This window comes from Psychrobacter sp. Ps1, assembly GCF_022129425.1.
Lineage (GTDB): Bacteria > Pseudomonadota > Gammaproteobacteria > Pseudomonadales > Moraxellaceae > Psychrobacter.
Map to the genome: position 1 here is coordinate 80,897 of NZ_JADQAN010000001.1, position 18,195 is coordinate 99,091.

Below are 18,195 nucleotides of genomic sequence, written 5' to 3' on the forward strand. Positions count from 1 at the left end.
ATTCTCTATTTAATTTTTTATTCAACCTTTCATTTAATATTGGTATCGACATCCACTGAGACTGACATGCCAGGACGTAAGCGTGCCAGTTCAGGCTGTTTTTGGTCTAAGTCAATGCGTACAGGAATACGTTGAGCAATTTTTATGTAGTTGCCTGTCGCAGGGTTGGCAGCAGCAGCACTAAACTCGCTACCAGTCGCTGGCGAGATATTACTCACGTGACCCGTAAATTTGGCACCGCCAAGCGCATCAACGTGAATGGTCGCAGGCTCGCCGATTGCCATATTGGCTATTTGAGTTTCCTTAAAGTTTGCAATGATCCAAATGCCTTTTGGTACGATATACATGAGCTGCGTACCAGCGCTGACGTATTGGCCTTCTTTGACACTGACTTGGCTTAGCTGGCCAGATTCAGGCGCAGTGATAATAGTATTGTCTAGATTGATTTGCGCTTGCTTGACGCCTGCCTCAGCATTTTTGATATTTGCATCTAGCGATGAGCGACTGCCACTAGTCTTTTCACGGTTTTCTTGGGCGGCCTGTAAATTGGCTTCTGCTTGCTGTACACCTGCTTGTGCTTGAGCCAATTGCGCCTTGATGTGAGCAACTTCTGCTTTCGATACTGCCCCAATAGCATCTAAACCTTGATAACGGTTGACATCTTCACGCGCGCTTTCTAGATTGATTTTGGCACTATACAAATCAGCTCTACGTGCTTCGATTTGTGCTTGACTGGTTTGCGTGTCTTGGTCATTGGTAGAGCGGTTAGTAAGAGCTACCTCTGTATTTGCTTGGGCTTGTTCGAGCTGCTGCTGAAAGGTTCGATCGTCTATTTTTATGAGTAAGTCGCCAGCTTTTACGTTGGCGAAGTCTTGCACTGCTACCTTAGTGACATAGCCAGAAACTTGCGGGCTAATAATAGTCGTCTGACCTTTGACAAAAGCATTATTGGTTTGCTGTACCGTTGGGGTAAATGGTGGGAGCTTCCACGCATACAAAATCAATGTCACGCCAATGACAATCAATAAAATTAATAAGCCTAAGTTTAGATAGGATTTTTTCTTGGGCGACCAACCAGTAGTATCGGGTATTGGCTCTTTTGGTGGCATTGGTGGTTCATTGCTATCTGAACTGTTTTCTACATCACCTTCTGCTGTCTCAGTTACTGATGGCGAAGAGGTTGTAGCAGGCTCTTCTTTGCTTATATCGGACGCTATAGGTGTGTCTGTTGTTGGAGCGCCAGTGGACGTCTGAGGTGTTTGACTAAGCTCATTTGGTTTTTCTTGGCTCATGACGTGCTCCTAAATTTTTAATAAATATTGAAATGGACTGGCTATAAATGAATGAGGTGAAACATGATTAATAGAATAAGCTAAGTTATTTTGGTTCACGCATTTTTGCAATAACCGCAAGTTCTTTAGCAAGTGGATTACGCTTGTGGTAACGGTTATAAAAATAATTGATCAATAAAATGGCTGTAACGAAAGTAGCAAAACTGGCCATCAAAAAGAACAGATCGCTATAAGCGGAGACAGTTGCTTGGCGCTGAATCCCTTGCAACACTTGGCTCATCGCGGCCACATTCGCTTGCGCTGCGTCCGTCGTTTGGTTTGACAATACACTACGAGTACCGGCAATTTGAGCACTAAACGTAGGATCACCCAAGTTCAGTGAGCTGACCATATCTGCATAGTGGGCCTGTGTACGAATGGTCGTAAATGCCTGAATAGCCGCTGCACCTGCCAATCCACCAACCGTTTGGGAAATACCAAAGATAACCGAAAAACTAATGATATAAGCAGGCCCACTAGCAATAGCACGCAGAAATCCTTCGAAAACCAAAGGTCCCATAAAATACACCGCGGCAAATGCAATCAAAAACTGGCTAATATAAAACATATAAGGAGCGGAATTAATAGACACCCCAACGTCCATCCAAGAACCCAAAGCAATCAATGCCACTGCAAAAATAACAGGACGGCGCAAGTCCATTGGATTGGTACTAAAAATACTAATCACCAAAGCCAATACACTGGCAGCTATTATGACAGCATAAAAAGTAACTAACTGATCATTGCCATAGCCCAAATTGGCAAGTAAGCCTGCAGCGCCGACATTTTGCTCAGATAGCAAAATTCGCATAACAGCGCCGGTAATCATAAAGGCAATAATATTGCGGCTACGCATCCAGCGGACTTGTAACATCGGGTTTTTGCGATGCGTTTCAATCCATAAAGCGATGCTAATCCCAACGATAGCAATCATCAGTGGATAGACAAGCCAAGGCGTCGTCCACCATAAAATCCTACCTTGTACCAAAATAACAGCCAGTGCCGCCAAACCGCTCGCAAAAAAAGCAAAGCTTAAAAAATCGAGTTTCTCAAATACTTTTTCGGTATTGCCTGGTGGTAGCTCCAATATGTTAATTAGTCCAAAGCAAATCAGTGCCAAACCAAATTGAAATAAAAATAAATTCTCAAGCTGACCGTCTATGGCGAGATAGGGCGAGATGATTCGTGATAATGGAATACCAAACTGCACCAAGCCAAAACCCAATATTAAGCCACTAGTACGCTTGACGGTTGGCATACCTTGCAAACAATAGAATAACCCTAAGATGGTCATGCCACTTGCGACCATACCGCTAAGTCCCCTGGCGACAATCTCTAGGTAATAAGGCTCAACTCCTATATTAGGCGTATCTAATAAGTGACTACTGATTAGCCACTGTAAACTCGTGGCGGCCAACAAAAAGAACAGAGTGATTTTGCTAAAAAGTGACATACCAAATTGTTGGCGAATTTTGTACAGCAGAACGGTGATACAGGCATTGGTCATATTATAGCTAACAGATATCCAGCCACCTTCAGCTGGCGTTAAGCCCAGTTGACCCTGAATTTGAGTAAGATTTGCGACGAGCAGACCGTTTTGGAAACTGGCAGTGAGACCAACGAAAATTCCGATCAGTAAGTAAAATAATTTGCGGCGTGCAGGATGATCAGGATTGGCAGGAGAGCCCACCATTATCGGTTGTTCGTGGGGCTTAAACTGATATTCATTACTCATGGACGTACCATAATCTGTATAAGGAAATAGAATGGCATAGAACAGATTCCAGACGCAAAATCAGGTCAGTACGATGAATGTTCATAGCTTAAAAACAGCGGAGTTACTGATATAAATGCTGGTCAAACTGGAAAGATAACCCAAGAAATGCAGGACATATTTTATCATAACTTCTACAGCGCTTTTGTCATTAGCGCGTAACTCATTGGCGCTATTGAATAAAGATATAGCAGTATTTCGTGCAATATGACGAACATTAAAACAAGCGATGCAACAAGTAAAAAATGCTATACGCATAAAAAACAGCTCTATACAGAGCTGTTTTTGTGTATCAAAAAATTGGTCAGTCAATAATAGTATTTTGGCTAATACCGAGGTATCAATTAATACTAAGTACTAATAATACTAAGTACTAATAATACTAAGTACTAAATCGATTCATCATATTTCGCTTCTAGCTGCATCGCACGCTGATAGCTATCAAGACTGGCTAGCTTTTCAGCATACTGTTTGATATGCGGATAAGCATCAAGTTTCTGACGCTTAGCAAGAATAATCAAATCGAATGACAGCATAAAGTCGGCACCGCTCAGTTTATCACCCACAATGAACGACTTACCTTTAACCGAAGCATCCAGATATTCAAACAATCTGGTTTTTTCTGTATCGATATAGCCACTCAAAAACTCATTGTCATCAATGCCTGCTTTTTTGGTAAATAGCTCAAGCATTAATGGCAACATCAGCGAGCTTTCTGCAAAGTCAATCCACTGCAGATAATATCCATAATCTGAACTATCTGTAGCAGGGCGCAGACGCTCTGGCGCAAATCGTTCAATCAATAACTCTGTAATCGCACCGGACTCAGCGTAAATCTGTCCATCCATCTCAATAACCGGAGATTTACCGAGAGGATGAACTGCCTTCAGGGAATCTGGTGCCAAATGAGTTTTGGCATCGCGCTGATGACTGACCACTTCATAAGGCACGCCTAGCTCTTCTAAGAGCCAAAGCGTACGCAACGAACGTGACTGATTAAGGTGATGTAAGCGAATCATGATATTAACCTTTGAGCTTGTTGATCAAACGCTTAGCCGCTTCTTCTGATGAGGCTGGGTTTTGACCTGTGATCAATAAACCATCTTCGACCACAAACTCTTCCCAATCAGCGGCTTTTTCATAGTTACCACCGTTGGCTTTCAAGATATCTTCTACTAAGAAAGGCACCACGTCTGTTAGGCCAGCCGCTTCTTCTTCTGAGTTGGTAAAGCCAGTAACGGTTTTACCTTTTACTAAGTACTCGCCATTAACTTTGACGCTTTTAAGCGCGCCAGGTGCATGACAAACAAAGGCAACAGGCTTGTCTTGCTTGACGAAACTCTCGATCAATTCGATAGAGTTCTTATCTACTGCCAAGTCCCACAATGGACCGTGACCACCTGGATAAAAGACTGAATCAAAATCTTCTACTTTCATGTCAGCAAGTTTCTTGGTATTGGCCAAGTGCTCTTGCGCCTCTTTGTCGTCTTTAAAACGCTTGGTATCTTTGGTTTGTGTATCTTCAGTATCGCTACTAGGATCTAGTGGTGGCTGACCACCTGCAGGAGATGCTAGAGTGACATTAGCACCCGCATCGAGAAACGCATAGTAAGGAGCTGCAAATTCTTCTAGCCAAAATCCTGTCTTTTTACCAGTATCGCCTAGACGGTCGTGTGAGGTTAGTACCATTAAAATATTCATAATTATCCTTATTTATTGTTTATATGTGAGTAAAGCAAATGTTTAACAGTCATGTGTTTTTTGTCTTTATCAACAATGACTCGGTTTAAGCATCAAGTCATATCAATAGAATTGATGACCGCTAATATTATTCCTGCTTCAGACGTAACTTTCAGTAGTGATCTTAGCAAGTTATGTTGTTAAGTTGTTGTTAACAATAGTTATTACCTATCGTCAATTATTTAACAGTCAATTATTTAATATAAGTTACTGAACGTCAGAGACCTTAACCACTGTTTTACCAAAGTTATCACCGTTTAACATACCGACAAAGGCTTTTGGTGCATTGTCTAGACCATCAGCGATGTATTCTTTGGTTTTGACGTCGCCTGACTCTACCCATTTGCTCATGGTTTCTAAGAACTCTGGGAAGTGGTCGCCATACTCTTCAAAGATAATGAAGCCTTTGATGGTGAGGCGGCGGCTTAAGATAAGGCCAGTCAATACGCTCAAACGATCTTTACCTTCAGGCAGTTCGGTCGCATTGTACTGGGCAACAAGGCCACAGACAGGAATGCGAGCATGAGCATTGAGTAAAGGCATGACCGCATCAAACACATGCCCACCGACGTTTTCATAATAGATATCGATACCATCTGGGCAGGCCGCTTTTAATTGCTCAGCAAAGTCATCGGCTCTGTGGTCGATACAGACATCAAAGCCAAGCTCGTTGACCGCGAAATCGCATTTCTCTTTACCGCCTGCCACACCAACAGTGCGAAGACCATATTGATTACCCACTTGACCGACCGTAGCACCGACAGGTCCAGTGGCTGCAGCGACAACTAACGTTTCGCCTTTTTGTGGTTTACCGATATCAGTCAGACCCATGTAACCAGTGAAGCCGGGCATACCTAACACACCTAAACCATAAGAAGGGTTTGCCATGTTTTTGTCCAGTTTCAGGACGCCTTCGCCATCACTGACACTGTAGTCCTGCCAGCCGGAATTTGATACGACCAAATCACCGACAGCAAATTTATCGATATTAGACTCAACCACTTGAGCGACTGTGCCACCCATGATGACGTCACCGACTGCTAATGGGTCTGCATAGCTTTTTGCATCGCTCATACGTCCACGCATATATGGGTCTAATGACAGATATACCGTGCGTAATAACATCTCGTTATCGTTTGGCGTTGGGATGTCGCTGGTTGTCATGTCAAAGTTGTCAGCGGTTGGTTCGCCGTTCGGGCGGCTGGCAAGTTTGATTTGACGGTTGGTTTGTTGATTCTGCTCTTTATCGAAGCTCATAGTAGGACTCCTTTATATTTATTCATTGTCATTATTATAGAGATATTAGATGTAGTAACTACTCAGCATTGAACTGAATAGCTACTATAAATAGCATAACGATATGTAGTTATTGTTACTGTCGCGATTTTTCTTATAATTCTTCTGACAGTTCTTGCTATAGCGCTTACTAAGACGCTTTGCTAGTCACAGCACGCTGCAAGATACGACGTGATACTTCTAGGTCGTTAGTACCATGTTCACCAAGCTTGACCATGTTATGTACTTCAAGCTGCTTGATGATTGGATCAATTGCTGACTCCGTCAAGTCAACATCTTCTAGGCTAACTGGCAAGCCAAGCTCGCGGAAGAAGTTTTCAGTGTAGACAATAGCTGTTTCGATAATGGCATCGTCGTCTAGGTTAGTATCGGTAATGTTCCATACGTTACGCGCATACTGAAGCAGTTTTTCTTTTTTGCTTTCTTTTAGCTCACGCATCACTGATGGCAATACGATGGTTAGCGTACGGGCATGATCGATAGCGTGTAATGATGTCAGCTCATGACCAACCATATGAGTTGTCCAATCTTGTGGTACACCAGTACCGATCAGGCCGTTCAATGCCATCGTCGCCGTCCACATAATGTTCTTACGTGTTTCTAGGTTTTCTGGATCTTGCTTAACAACTAGACCTTCATCGATAAGGATTTTAAGCAAGCTTTCAGCAAAGGCATCTTGTACTTTCGCGTTTACTGGGTAAGTCAGATATTGTTCCATTACATGAACAAATGCATCAGCCACACCATTCATAACCTGACGCTCAGGCAAGGTAAGTGTTTTGATTGGATCTAGAATTGAGAATTTAGGGAAGGCAAGTGGGTTACCAAATGGTAGTTTTGCTTGACGTTCACTATAGTTGATCACGCCGCCTGAGTTCATCTCAGAACCTGTTGCTGGGATAGTCAATACCGCACCCAAATCAACAGCAGAATCGATGTTTTTGCAATAACCAGTTAGGGCATCCCAAGCTTGGTCACGTGAGACAGTGCCGTCTTCTTCAGTTAATGAAGAAACGAGTGCGACAAATTTGCTGCCGTCAATCACAGAACCACCGCCAACTGCTAATAAGAAGTCGATGTTGTGCTCATTAACCATATCAGCGGCTTTAAGTAACGTAGTGAATTCTGGGTTGGCTTCAATGCCACCGAATTCAAATACAGTACGGTTACCGCTTGCTGACAAGGCAGTTTTTACTTCGTCTAAAGTACCAGTACGCTGTGCTGAACCACCACCATAAGTAATGAGTACACGCGCATCAGTAGGGACTAGATCTGATAATTGCTCGATTTGACCTTCACCAAAAACGATACGGACTGGGTTGTAGTATTGAAAGTTATTCATAAAATTCCTAATGTTGATAAAAATGGTTTCGCCAAATATGTTGACGTTAAACAATGAGTGGTAAGCAATGCTTATTTTGCATTTGCTCTAAATGCTTGATGCGCATTGTACACTAATTAGACCAGTCGTCTAGTGGTTGTTTATAAATGATTACAAAACTCTCATACAACGTTTTTATCAAGCATTAGGTTTCTAAATGAAAATATGATGTGTGGGCGCAAACATAAGGCCCCAATTTAGGGGGGCTGTAATACCGAGAACGTTACTGTTTATTATCTTATTATCAACGTCCCATCTGAGTCGTCGTCATTTGCCAAATTTCCGCTAGGGGCGTATTCGTTTGGCTGATCTTAGCCATTAGGCTGGCACCAAGCCACGCGAAATACCAACGTTTGGCCATACTCTCAGCTGATATATTGTTGTGGCGAGGTACAGACCCATCTATCCAGCCTGCCTTGATCTGCTCGGCGAGCCACATGGTCGTTTGTTGATAGCCGGTATCAAGTGCTTTACGCATGGTTTCTGATATATCAGCCACTTCTGCGCTTAGCTTCACTACCAAGCATTTCTCGTGATCACAGCCGTTCTGCTGGGTGTCATACCAGTTTTGAAAATAATCATATAGTTTTTGCTGTGCACTGACATCTTGTGCATCGATGACATCCAACCGAGTCTTATATAAACTAAAATAATGATTAATAATTGCTTCACCAAAGGCTTCTTTAGAAGCGAAATAATGGTAAAAAGAACCCTTTGGCACACCTGCTGTATCTAAAATTTGCTTTAGACCAACAGCGGTAAAACCTTTTTTGGCGATTAATTGGTAGCCAGTGGCAAGTAAATGAGCTTTAGTATTTGGTGTCGTTGCGTCTGTATTAGACATAAACAGGATTGTCTCCCTTAGTAGTTGCTTGTATTAGCGTATGCATTAGATAGTCAGTTAAAACAGTTAGCGTTCATTTGAACGTCACGTTGATGGCATATTGTAATAGGATATAGTTATATGTGTTACGTTTTATCAACAATATTCACTGACAAAATAGTCTTGTTTTATTAGTAGCTATGGTATCATTAGACCAGTCGTCTAGCAAGGTGGGTTTTGTTGTTATCCGTTACCGTTAGTATTTATTGCTAAAGAACATCTTTCATTAGAGCTTTTTTTAATTGATGACTATTTATTGATAGCTTGGTAACGATTTCAGACTTATCACTTGCCAGATATTTTCTCATTAAGATATCGCTGACTTAATAATTTTATTTTAATAATCGCAAACCAATACTTAACATAACAAATTAAAAATAAGGATGATTATGTCAACCAATACTACTAGTGCATATAGTGACTTTCATTTGCAGTTCATCGCTGGTGAATGGCAGACTGGTAAAGACGATAGCACCAACAATAATACCAACCCATATAACGGTGATACGCTTGTAGAGATCCAGCAAGCGACCAAGGATCAGTTGAACGAAGCCTATGATGCGGCGACCCAAGCTCAAGAAGCGTGGGCCAAGCAAACACCAGCAGCGCGTGCTGCAGTGTTGTATAAAGTCGTAAACATACTTGATCAGCGCCAAGAAGAAATCGTTGATTGGCTAATCAAAGAGTCGGGCAGTACCCGTATCAAAGCCATGGTCGAGTTCGGTGCGACGCGCGCGATTACCCTTGAAGCAGCGACATTCCCTAATCGTGTCCATGGTGAGATTCGCCCATCGAATACCCCTGGTAAAGAGAACTTCATCTACCGCGAGCCTATCGGTGTAGTCGCGGTCATTAGCCCATGGAACTTCCCACTACATTTAACGCAGCGTTCTATTGCACCAGCCCTAGCGCTTGGTAATGCCGTGGTACTCAAGCCTGCTAGTGATACGCCAGTGACAGGTGGCTTGCTATTGGCCAAAGTATTTGAAGAAGCGGGTCTACCAAAAGGTCTATTAAACGTCGTGGTCGGCTCAGGTAGTGAGATAGGCGATGCAATCGTTGAGCACAAAGCGCCAAGCCTAGTGTCGTTCACAGGTTCCACCTCAGTGGGCAAGCATATCGGTGAGTTGGCAAACGGTGGTGAATACATCAAACAAGTGGCGCTTGAGCTAGGTGGCAACAGTCCATTTGTGGTACTAAAAGATGCTGATATTGAGCAAGCAGTAAAAGCGGCTGCCTTTGGTAAATTCTTGCATCAAGGTCAAATCTGTATGGCTATTAACCGAATTATTGTTGAAAATGAAGTGTACGATGAGTTTGTAGAGCGTTTCTTGTCTCATGTTAAAACGTTACAGGTAGGTGATCCTAACGATCAAGGTACTGCTATTGGCCCAATCATCAATGAGAAACAAGTTCAGTCACTTAGAGATAAGATTGATGAGGCACAGAAAGAAGGCGCAAAAATGCTCTTGAGCGGTGAAATCAATGGTCAATTAGTCCCGCCACACATCTTTACCGAAGTTACTAGAGAGATGGATATTGCCTATAATGAAATATTTGGACCATTGATAGGAATTATTCGAGCCAAAAATGAAGAGGATGCTTTGTCGATAGCTAATGATTCTATGTATGGCTTATCTAGTGCGGTGTTTACCGCAGACATGCAAAAAGGTTTACGTTTCGCTCGTGGTATCCGAGCAGGTATGACCCATATAAATGATATTCCAGTAAACGATGAAAGTAACGTGGCTTTTGGTGGTGAGAAAAATTCAGGTATCGGCCGTTTCAACGGTGAGTGGGTACTAGAAGAATTCACCAGAACACATTGGATCTCAATGCAAAATGAGCCACGTGAATATCCGTTCTAATTGCCTTAAATTAGAATCTGGTTGATAGCTAATAAAAAAGACCGCTTTGATAGCGGTCTTTTTTTGTGTGATATTTGGCAACTTACTGATAATGACGTATTTGAAATTGGTCAATCTCTTATCTGGCATGAAAACCAAGTAACCCTTCAATCTCTTCCATCGTCATTCGTCTTACCAGTGCTTGTTCTTCTACCGACAGGCGGTTGGTGTGCTCTTTTATCATTGTATGAATACTCCGCGATATCTCAGAGGTGGTAGCGTAATACATTTGAGGCTGCTCTTTTGTCAATCTCATCAAAAATCGATTAATAAGTTTACGCTTTTCATCTGATTTATTTTCTTCAGTCGTAGTATTATTTTGAGTCATGGTGTTCTCCTAGAGGTAAGCCATTTAAGCAGTCAGACACATGAGAGTCAGTGCTTATAAGTAGTTTCTGGGGCTGAGCGCATTGCCTTACAAGTATTAGGCTCGCATCATAGTTGAATGCTAAGTATGTTTTACACTGTATATGATATTTCAAGACTAAAGACTAAATATTAAAAATAATAGATAAGCGCTAAACAGCCAGAAGGATAGGGTATGTCAAATCAATCAGTGAACAGCTCAGAGAATAACAATGTCACATTGGTACTATTTCATAATGACTTGCGGGTAGCGGACAATGTTACTCTATTAACAGCATCTGAAATCTCCACTGATGGACAGCTGCTATTGGTTTATGCCTCATCGTTGACAGATATATTAGATAATAAAGACCATTACGATGCCTATCGCTATGAGGCTATGGGCCAAGCCCGCCAGCAGTTTTTGCATGAGAGCCTAGCTGATTTAAATGCGTCATTGATGCAGCGGGGTAATAGGTTGCTGTATTTACAGAAAGGCGATGAAGCATTGGACGTCTTTACTCAGTTGAGTGATCTAATAGCGCAGCAACAAGTGACAGATATCTGCATCAGCCAAACGGCAGATTATAATCAAAACAAAGTATATGACCTTCTACAGGCGAAATATCCAGAGATACAGTGGTACATTCAAACAACATCGACTTTGTTTGACGAGTTACCGCTAGAGAGCTTACCCAAAAGCTTTACACAGTTTCGTAAACAAATAGAAACCGATTATGATTTGCTGCATGCAGAAAAAGATATAGCAATTTATCCAACGCCAGAAACACTTGCTCCATTACCTGACAATATGCAGAGTAAGAACGAGTACTTTTTTGAATATCAGTTGTCTAATCAGGCAGGGCGTGATAAGCCATCACAGCAGCCATCCAGTTTTAGAGGTGGTGAGTTAAATGGCCTTAAGCACTTAGATGCCTATTTCGATTCCGATGCGCCCAGCACTTATAAAACTACCCGAAACGCGCTAGATGACTGGACGCATTCCACAAAGTTCTCCGGTTGGCTTGCAAACGGCTCACTATCTGTAAACACGATATTGAATCGTCTGCGCCATTATGAGCGCGATGTCGTCGCAAATGATTCTACCTACTGGATATGGTTTGAGCTGCTATGGCGTGAGTATTTCTACTGGTATGCTGTGAACCATCAGGAAAAATTGTTTTGGTTCAAAGGCATCGGTCAGCACGCTCCTTCAACTCAATTGATTGAGAGTCTGTTAGCACAATGGAAAAACGGTACAACACTGTATCCTATCGTCAACGCTTGCATGAATCAATTGAGTACGACAGGTTATATGTCGAATCGCGGACGACAACTGGTTGCCAGTTGCTTTATCCATGAGCTAGGCCTTGATTGGCGGTATGGCGCAGCTTACTTTGAGCAACATCTGATCGACTACGATGCCGCTAGTAATTGGGGCAATTGGCAGTATCTGGCAGGCGTCGGCGCTGATCCAAGAGGATGCCGACAGTTTAATCTCGACAAGCAAACCCAGCAATACGATCCAAACGGTGAATTTATCCGTCAGTGGCAAGGCAATACTCAAAAGAGTGATTAATGTATGTTGAAAACTTCCACTCAACAGGTGACAACTATTATTAGACTAATCATAAGATAGGTTTAAACAATGAAAAAGCCCAGTCCTTATCTAACTTTTGTAGGTGCTATTCCGTTTGTCGCCTGTGCATTTTTGCTGATGATAGACGTTGTTACCGTGTCTATGCTTGGTTCAGTAGTCGATATACTAAGTGCTTATGGGCTAGTGATTGCATCATTTATGGCAGGCGCGCATTGGGGTAATCATTTAGATTTAGCTGACAACAATAAGTGGGCTATTAGACTTCCACTGTATAGCAATATCATTGCGCTTGGCCTTTGGCTTGGTTTTTTGACCTTGTCAGCCAGTAGCTTTATTTGGCTATTAGTGATTGGGTTTATAAGTCTGTTGGTTATCGATTATAGTCTGCATCGAGCGCAGATTATCAGTTACATATATTTTAAAGTTAGGCAGTATGTCACGGCGATAGTGGTCGTATCGTTAGTCATCGCGGCATTACAGTTGTAAGTGGTGTTGACTAAGTCATGTCTAAATAATAGCTAAAGAACAGCCAGCCTGATTTCTCTATTTTTATAATTGGGAAATTTATTTTAGAGATTTCCGCAAGCGTAGCACTTCGATGAGTAAAATATTTGATAGTTAGACTAAAGATTTATAACGTTCATTTAAAGTGAATGTTATAATTAAAGCCATCTATATTTCTCTAAGAAGATGGCTATGCACTCTATCAAGTTACCTAGCAAACCACCAAGCTCTCCGTATCCTATCCTTAATTTAAGCTTTCGCATATTTTTTAGTGCTGCTGCGCTATTTGCTGTAGTAACGATGCTGCTATGGGCGTTTGTGTTTACTGGTCACACGGATATCGATGCACAGGTTTTGAATCCGCTGTATTGGCACGGCCATGAAATGGTGTATGGTTATGCCTTGGCAGTGGTAGCCGGGTTCCTGCTAACTGCGGTCAAGACATGGACAGGGGTAATGATGCCACATGGCTATAAATTGCTAGGTATCTCTGTCTGTTGGTTGCTGGCACGTCTGAGCTGGTTAGGTTTTGGGCTTGGCATGACGCTCATAGGTGATAGTATCTCGTGGCTATATATAGCAGCCATTTTTGATGTAGTATTTGTCGCCTCGATGGCATATGTAGTATGTCGAGCAGTATGGCAAGTTAAGCAATACAAGCAAATGGGTATCTTGGCAAAACTGGCCCTTCTGTTCTTTGGCAACGGACTTTGCTATTGGGGCATTATCAATGCTGATATGAACACAACCAAGATAGGCATTTATTTTGGGTTCTACTTGATCATTGGGTTAGTGCTAACGATTGGCCGACGCGTAGTACCATTTTTTATCGAACGTGGTCTTAGTATGGGTATAGAAAATTCAGAACCCGTTAAACTACGTAATAGTAATACACAAGATATCGCAAGCTTAGTGTTTTTCTTCGCCTTTTTTATTAGTGATGTATTTTATCCAAATAAGTATTTGCTGACGGTGACCGCACTTGGCGTGGCAGTGATTAATATCGTTCGTCTGATAGGGTGGTATCATCACGGTATTTGGCAAAAACCATTACTTTGGTCGTTGTATATTGCATTTTTAGGTATGTGTTTGAGTTTCTTATTGTATGCACTACAGCCTTGGCTCGGTTATCCGCACAGCATCGCTATGCATGGACTGGCGATTTCTGGTGTTGGTATGATGACGTTAGCCATGATGACTAGAGTATCTCTGGGACATACAGGTCGCAGTATTCATCAACCGCCAAAAACGGTAAACGTGATGTACGGTTTGATGGTCTTAGTATTTATTAGCCGCGTACTATTACCGCTAGTAGATATGAATCATTACCTAATGTGGATTATGGTGGCGCAAAGTGCTTGGATAGCGTGTTTTGTGCTATTTTGCATCAGTTATCTGCCCATGCTGGCACGTCCTCGGCCTGATGGTTTATTTGGTTGAATCGGGCTAACGATACTGTTTACAAATGCTATGTCCAAATGTTATTACCACAAACGTGACTTACTTTGTCTAGGGCGTGTCCTCAATTCAAACGAGTGTCCTTTACATGGGCTAAAAACAGCTAAATTTTGCCAAACATCGTCAAATAGTTGGTCAATATCTCGATATTATCTGTACTATTTTCCTCGTTTGACGGCAATTTATCTCATTTTTATCACCATTTTTAAAATGAGGACACGCCCTAGCTTAATATATAAAATTTATAAAAATAGGAGCGCAAATGAATGCGACTGACCAATTATAGTGACTACGCGCTACGCTCATTGATTTATTTGGCTGTGAGACCAGATCCATTATTATTGGCTAATATTAGCGATATCGCTGACAGCTATAGTATTTCTAAAAGTCATTTGACCAAGATTATTCATCAGTTGGGCCAACTGGGTTATATAGAAAGTGTGCGCGGCAAAAATGGTGGCATACGATTGGCACGTGCGCCTAAAGATATAAATTTGGGCGTATTGATCAAACAGATAGAGCCTGATTTTAATTTGGTTGAGTGCTTTGCCGTACCAGCGTCTCATAATGATAGTGAGCAGGGCGCTCATCGGACGGATTTGCCAGTGACATTCATTGAGGAAGAAAAGAATAAATTACTAGGCTGCGTGATTAGTCCAGCCTGTCAGCTAAAAAGCGTGTTTTTTGAAGCACTCACCGCATTTATCAATGTGCTTGAGCGTTATACATTAGCAGATATTCTGAACAACGAAGATGAGCTTGCGACATTGCTGTTTCGGTAACAGCTTCGATAATAGTGTTGATATGATTATGATCAGCTCACAAAAATGGGTCGCTACACTAGTAAATACAGTAATAGCGACCCGTTTTTATATTTATTAAAAATATATGTCTAAGGTGTGAGAAGTTAGGCGTTTTCTAGTTTTGGACGTGCTTTCTTAACGGCTTTCACCAGTGCTTTCTCAAACCCACCTTCTTTGAACTGAACAAGATAAGAGTGCGCAGCACAGAAATTGCGAACGTCACGCCATTCATGAGCCAAATTAGTCGCCCAGTCGCAGTATTGCGCGCCAGCGTTTGGCTCGTTTTTCAGGGCTTTTTTGGTCGTAGGATGCAGTATTAGCTCAGGCAATACAGCTTCTAATAGCTTCGTTGGTGGACTCATAAAAGTATCATCTACGTGCAAGCTTTGGCTGGCAGGATGATAAGCCAATAAAGAACCTGCATGAATCATCTCATTAGGTGATATATAGTAAATGCCCTCTGACATTGAGAACTTAAGCTCAGGATAGCGTGCAGCGACTACGTCACTTTCTACCAAATCATCTGCCCAGTTGATTTCTGGTATTTTCTTTGGATGACGTTTACTGCCATAAAATGTCGCTTGCGGAAAGTCTTTGGCCATTTGAGCACAGCTGACTGTATGAAACGGATGTACGTTCAGCACCGCTTCGACATCTTTACCGTTATTGGTGAGCGCCATGACCTCGTCTCGAACGTCACCTGTTAAGGCGTAGCTGTCCAAAAATACAAAGCGTCCTGAGGATAGCTTGACCAGTGAGCACTGGGTACCAATGTTTATCACACCGCCGATACGGAATGACCCGCGTATGTTCCAAAATCCTGCCCCTAAATCATGAATGTGATCAGTCATTTATAATTTTCCTCGTCTAGTTAATTAAATAAAATATGTAAATAAAACGAAGCTACTTTTTCACCGTAAACTTTGTTTTTCGAGTTGTTTTAGTAGTATGTGTTCTAACTCTTTACACCTTTATGTTTGTTTTTATGCCTTCTCAAGCTCAGGGCGAGCCAAATCAATCGCTGATATAAGTGCTGACTCAAATTGACCTTCCTCAAATATCACCAATCCCGAATGCGCACCGCAAAAATGACGACCATCGCGCCACTCGTGTGCTAGCTCTACTGCCCAATCACAATAGTGCTTAGCTGCGTTTGGCTCATCTTTGAGCGCTTTTTTGGTAGTAGGGTGTAAGCCTAGGTTAGGCTGCACGGCATTTATTAACTTGGAAGGGGGTATCTCAAAGGTATCATCGACATAAATGCTCTGGCTGGCAGGGTGGTAGGCCAAAAGCGAGCTGGCATGCACCGTCTCGTCAGGTGAGATGTAATGGATGCCTTGAGGTATAGAGAATTTGAGTTCAGGGTAGCGCGCAGCAACGGCATCGCTTTCGACCAAGTCGTCTGCCCAATTGACTTCAGGTACTTGTTTCGGATGTCGGCTACTGCCATAGAATGTGGCTTGCGGAAAGTCTTTGGCCATTCGAGCACAGTGTACTGTATGAAACGGATGAACATTGAGGACAGCTTCGACATTTTGACCGTCATTGGTCAATGCCATGACTTGCTGACGCACATCGCCAGTTAATGTATAGCTATCTAAGAATATAAATCGACCTGATGGTAGTCTTATGAGCGCACACTGGACACCAATATCAAGGATACCGTTTTTGATAAATGATCCTCGAATACTCCAGAACCCTGCGCCCAAATCATACATTTCATCAGTCATCAATATTGCTCCTTAATTGTGCATTTATTCAATCATCTTACTTGTTTGTAGCACCCTACAGTCGGTTCAATATAATTTGGATACAAGGAAGGCGAGTGAAAGTACTACCAGTTGTAGACTAATCGGGCCTGACATCGTATCCAATTTATAGAGGATTGACTATATGATTATTAATTTTTATGGGAGTAAAGTCTGTAAGAAAAAAGATAGAAGCAATGTAAATGTGTAAAAATAAAAAAGAGTTGTTATTCAAATGTCATCATCAGCAGTGAAAGCTGTCTTTCCTTCCTTTTATTAAGTGGGTTAAAAGATAGCTTATAAACAGTCTTTGTAATCATAGGCTGATATACGAGGATCATCTTTGTAGCTTTCATTGCCACATAAGAATTTATCGAAACGGGTATCACCGTTAATATAACGTTGCATCCATGCGATAGCAGGCTTGCTTAATAGTTTCTCGTTAAAACGATGGCTGGCACAGAAATGACTGCCGTTGTTAATCTCGACCTTCATTTTTGGACCGTCAGCTTTTTGATAAAAGGTATTGGTATATTTTTTATTCGGGGCGATACGGTCGTTTTCACAAGCGATGAATAGAGCAGGCGTATCCATCGCGCCATAGCTCGTATCGTGATAGGGTGTTTGTGCAATGATGGCTTGCACCGTACTGCGTTCAGTTGCCAATCGTAGCGTACCGCCGCCGCCCATTGACCAGCCAATCGCGCCCAAACGATTTGGATCTATCATATGCCCCACTGTTTCATTAACGATGAGATAATCGAGAGCCGCGCTCAGTTGCTCAGCACGGCTATCTGGATTATCGTAAATGGAGCTAGTATTAATAGTGATAACGACAAATCCCCAAGAGGCCAAACGCGGTCCCCACCATTTGATAGAAGACTCATATGACACATAACCTGGCACTACCGCGATACCACCTAGCAGACCACAGTTAGCAGCATCCGTTGGATAATGTATGGTACCGCCACCAAAGCCATTGGCTGATTGGCGACTCACATGCTTGGACTTTACAGAAAACGGACCATTATCGCGTGTTTTAGTGAGCTCAGTAGCAGTGATAGCGTCATCCTTTATACAGTCTACTACCGCTAATGAGTTTGTAGCGTCGAGTGTTGATCCAACTGGATTGAGACTTTTAACGCTAGTTTCGGACACAGTTATTTCTGCTATGGCCATCGTAGAGAAAACCAATGTACACATCGCGATAATAAGTTTTGAAAGCACCATATTTTTCGTCATAGTAAATTTTATTCTAAAAGGTTGTGTGGTCGTGCATGTCTATGGGTTAGAAAAAATAGACGTAGGTAGTGATTGTTAATTGTCAACGTCATCAATCGTTAAAGCAGTTAAGTACTCAACAAGTGCGTCAAGAGCATCTAACCATACTATCCTGTATATGCAGTAAACGTAACTTTGATCATG

Annotated in this window: 16 protein-coding genes; 5 read left to right on the forward strand and 11 right to left on the reverse strand. The window is 42.1% G+C overall.

Translation table 11 applies throughout. The features are described from left to right. Positions 1 to 29 precede the first annotated feature (29 nt). The 7 genes from I3249_RS00345 to I3249_RS00375 form a co-directional block, all read right to left on the reverse strand. A complete protein-coding gene (locus I3249_RS00345) occupies positions 30 to 1,292 on the reverse strand; it encodes an HlyD family secretion protein (protein WP_238068000.1) in 1,263 nt (420 codons plus the stop codon). An 85-nt stretch (positions 1,293 to 1,377) separates the two neighbouring features. Next, positions 1,378 to 3,066 (reverse strand): MFS transporter, encoded by a 1,689-nt coding sequence (locus tag I3249_RS00350; RefSeq protein WP_238068001.1) that lies wholly within the window; start codon positions 3,064 to 3,066, stop codon positions 1,378 to 1,380. A gap of 428 nt (positions 3,067 to 3,494) precedes the next feature. Continuing rightward, positions 3,495 to 4,124, reverse strand: coding sequence for a glutathione S-transferase (locus tag I3249_RS00355; RefSeq protein ID WP_238068002.1), 630 nt, complete (start codon positions 4,122 to 4,124; stop codon positions 3,495 to 3,497). 4 nt (positions 4,125 to 4,128) lie between these two features. Further along, positions 4,129 to 4,806 (reverse strand): type 1 glutamine amidotransferase domain-containing protein, encoded by a 678-nt coding sequence (locus tag I3249_RS00360; protein ID WP_238068003.1) that lies wholly within the window; start codon positions 4,804 to 4,806, stop codon positions 4,129 to 4,131. Between the two features lie 246 nt (positions 4,807 to 5,052). Continuing rightward, positions 5,053 to 6,102 (reverse strand): NADP-dependent oxidoreductase, encoded by a 1,050-nt coding sequence (locus tag I3249_RS00365; RefSeq protein WP_238068004.1) that lies wholly within the window; start codon positions 6,100 to 6,102, stop codon positions 5,053 to 5,055. A gap of 169 nt (positions 6,103 to 6,271) precedes the next feature. After that, on the reverse strand, positions 6,272 to 7,483 hold the full coding sequence (locus I3249_RS00370) for an iron-containing alcohol dehydrogenase (protein WP_201579895.1): 1,212 nt from the start codon (positions 7,481 to 7,483) through the stop codon (positions 6,272 to 6,274). Between the two features lie 283 nt (positions 7,484 to 7,766). Beyond that, entirely contained in the window at positions 7,767 to 8,366 is a 600-nt protein-coding gene (locus tag I3249_RS00375; protein WP_238068005.1) for a TetR/AcrR family transcriptional regulator, read from the reverse strand. A gap of 428 nt (positions 8,367 to 8,794) precedes the next feature. Here I3249_RS00375 and I3249_RS00380 point away from each other — a divergent pair, with 428 nt between their 5' ends. Further along, complete coding sequence (locus tag I3249_RS00380; protein WP_238068006.1) at positions 8,795 to 10,273, forward strand: aldehyde dehydrogenase family protein; 1,479 nt, start codon at positions 8,795 to 8,797, stop codon at positions 10,271 to 10,273. Between the two features lie 118 nt (positions 10,274 to 10,391). Here the strand turns inward: I3249_RS00380 and I3249_RS00385 are convergent, their stop codons facing one another. Continuing rightward, a complete protein-coding gene (locus tag I3249_RS00385; RefSeq protein ID WP_057760515.1) occupies positions 10,392 to 10,640 on the reverse strand; it encodes a hypothetical protein in 249 nt (82 codons plus the stop codon). Between the two features lie 213 nt (positions 10,641 to 10,853). Here I3249_RS00385 and I3249_RS00390 point away from each other — a divergent pair, with 213 nt between their 5' ends. The 4 genes from I3249_RS00390 (at position 10,854) to I3249_RS00405 (ending at position 15,001) form a co-directional block, all read left to right on the forward strand. Beyond that, positions 10,854 to 12,236, forward strand: coding sequence for a DASH family cryptochrome (locus I3249_RS00390; RefSeq protein ID WP_238068007.1), 1,383 nt, complete (start codon positions 10,854 to 10,856; stop codon positions 12,234 to 12,236). 69 nt (positions 12,237 to 12,305) lie between these two features. Continuing rightward, positions 12,306 to 12,743, forward strand: coding sequence for a DUF3429 domain-containing protein (locus tag I3249_RS00395; RefSeq protein WP_238068008.1), 438 nt, complete (start codon positions 12,306 to 12,308; stop codon positions 12,741 to 12,743). Positions 12,744 to 12,953: 210 nt separating this feature from the next. Further along, positions 12,954 to 14,201 carry an NnrS family protein gene (locus I3249_RS00400; RefSeq protein ID WP_238068009.1) on the forward strand — a complete coding sequence of 416 codons (1,248 nt, stop codon included), beginning with the start codon at positions 12,954 to 12,956 and terminating at the stop codon, positions 14,199 to 14,201. Positions 14,202 to 14,485: 284 nt separating this feature from the next. Then, positions 14,486 to 15,001 carry an Rrf2 family transcriptional regulator gene (locus tag I3249_RS00405; RefSeq protein ID WP_238068010.1) on the forward strand — a complete coding sequence of 172 codons (516 nt, stop codon included), beginning with the start codon at positions 14,486 to 14,488 and terminating at the stop codon, positions 14,999 to 15,001. A 125-nt stretch (positions 15,002 to 15,126) separates the two neighbouring features. Here I3249_RS00405 and I3249_RS00410 read toward each other — a convergent pair whose 3' ends face one another. The 3 genes from I3249_RS00410 to I3249_RS00420 all read right to left on the reverse strand — a co-directional run bounded on the left by I3249_RS00410 (position 15,127) and on the right by I3249_RS00420 (position 18,000). Further along, the gene (locus tag I3249_RS00410) at positions 15,127 to 15,873 is read right to left on the reverse strand and encodes a hypothetical protein (protein ID WP_238068011.1); all 747 of its coding nucleotides are present in this window, start codon (positions 15,871 to 15,873) and stop codon (positions 15,127 to 15,129) included. Between the two features lie 132 nt (positions 15,874 to 16,005). Continuing rightward, positions 16,006 to 16,752: a hypothetical protein gene (locus I3249_RS00415; protein ID WP_238068012.1), complete on the reverse strand. Its 747-nt coding sequence runs from the start codon at positions 16,750 to 16,752 to the stop codon at positions 16,006 to 16,008. 315 nt (positions 16,753 to 17,067) lie between these two features. Continuing rightward, entirely contained in the window at positions 17,068 to 18,000 is a 933-nt protein-coding gene (locus I3249_RS00420; RefSeq protein ID WP_238068013.1) for a prolyl oligopeptidase family serine peptidase, read from the reverse strand. Between the last annotated feature and the right edge of the window lie 195 nt (positions 18,001 to 18,195).

What these genes read in the sequence shown, in the direction of transcription:
- I3249_RS00350 (WP_238068001.1), bottom strand. Translation starts at nt 3,066, where the DNA reads ATGAGTAATGAATATCAGTTTAAGCCCCACGAACAACCGATAATGGTG.
- I3249_RS00405 (WP_238068010.1), top strand. Translation starts at nt 14,486, where the DNA reads ATGCGACTGACCAATTATAGTGACTACGCGCTACGCTCATTGATTTAT.
- I3249_RS00390 (WP_238068007.1), top strand. Translation starts at nt 10,854, where the DNA reads ATGTCAAATCAATCAGTGAACAGCTCAGAGAATAACAATGTCACATTG.
- I3249_RS00365 (WP_238068004.1), bottom strand. Translation starts at nt 6,102, where the DNA reads ATGAGCTTCGATAAAGAGCAGAATCAACAAACCAACCGTCAAATCAAA.
- I3249_RS00420 (WP_238068013.1), bottom strand. Translation starts at nt 18,000, where the DNA reads ATGGTGCTTTCAAAACTTATTATCGCGATGTGTACATTGGTTTTCTCT.
- I3249_RS00395 (WP_238068008.1), top strand. Translation starts at nt 12,306, where the DNA reads ATGAAAAAGCCCAGTCCTTATCTAACTTTTGTAGGTGCTATTCCGTTT.
- I3249_RS00400 (WP_238068009.1), top strand. Translation starts at nt 12,954, where the DNA reads ATGCACTCTATCAAGTTACCTAGCAAACCACCAAGCTCTCCGTATCCT.
- I3249_RS00385 (WP_057760515.1), bottom strand. Translation starts at nt 10,640, where the DNA reads ATGACTCAAAATAATACTACGACTGAAGAAAATAAATCAGATGAAAAG.
- I3249_RS00415 (WP_238068012.1), bottom strand. Translation starts at nt 16,752, where the DNA reads ATGACTGATGAAATGTATGATTTGGGCGCAGGGTTCTGGAGTATTCGA.
- I3249_RS00360 (WP_238068003.1), bottom strand. Translation starts at nt 4,806, where the DNA reads ATGAATATTTTAATGGTACTAACCTCACACGACCGTCTAGGCGATACT.
- I3249_RS00355 (WP_238068002.1), bottom strand. Translation starts at nt 4,124, where the DNA reads ATGATTCGCTTACATCACCTTAATCAGTCACGTTCGTTGCGTACGCTT.
- I3249_RS00375 (WP_238068005.1), bottom strand. Translation starts at nt 8,366, where the DNA reads ATGTCTAATACAGACGCAACGACACCAAATACTAAAGCTCATTTACTT.
- I3249_RS00410 (WP_238068011.1), bottom strand. Translation starts at nt 15,873, where the DNA reads ATGACTGATCACATTCATGATTTAGGGGCAGGATTTTGGAACATACGC.
- I3249_RS00380 (WP_238068006.1), top strand. Translation starts at nt 8,795, where the DNA reads ATGTCAACCAATACTACTAGTGCATATAGTGACTTTCATTTGCAGTTC.
- I3249_RS00345 (WP_238068000.1), bottom strand. Translation starts at nt 1,292, where the DNA reads ATGAGCCAAGAAAAACCAAATGAGCTTAGTCAAACACCTCAGACGTCC.
- I3249_RS00370 (WP_201579895.1), bottom strand. Translation starts at nt 7,483, where the DNA reads ATGAATAACTTTCAATACTACAACCCAGTCCGTATCGTTTTTGGTGAA.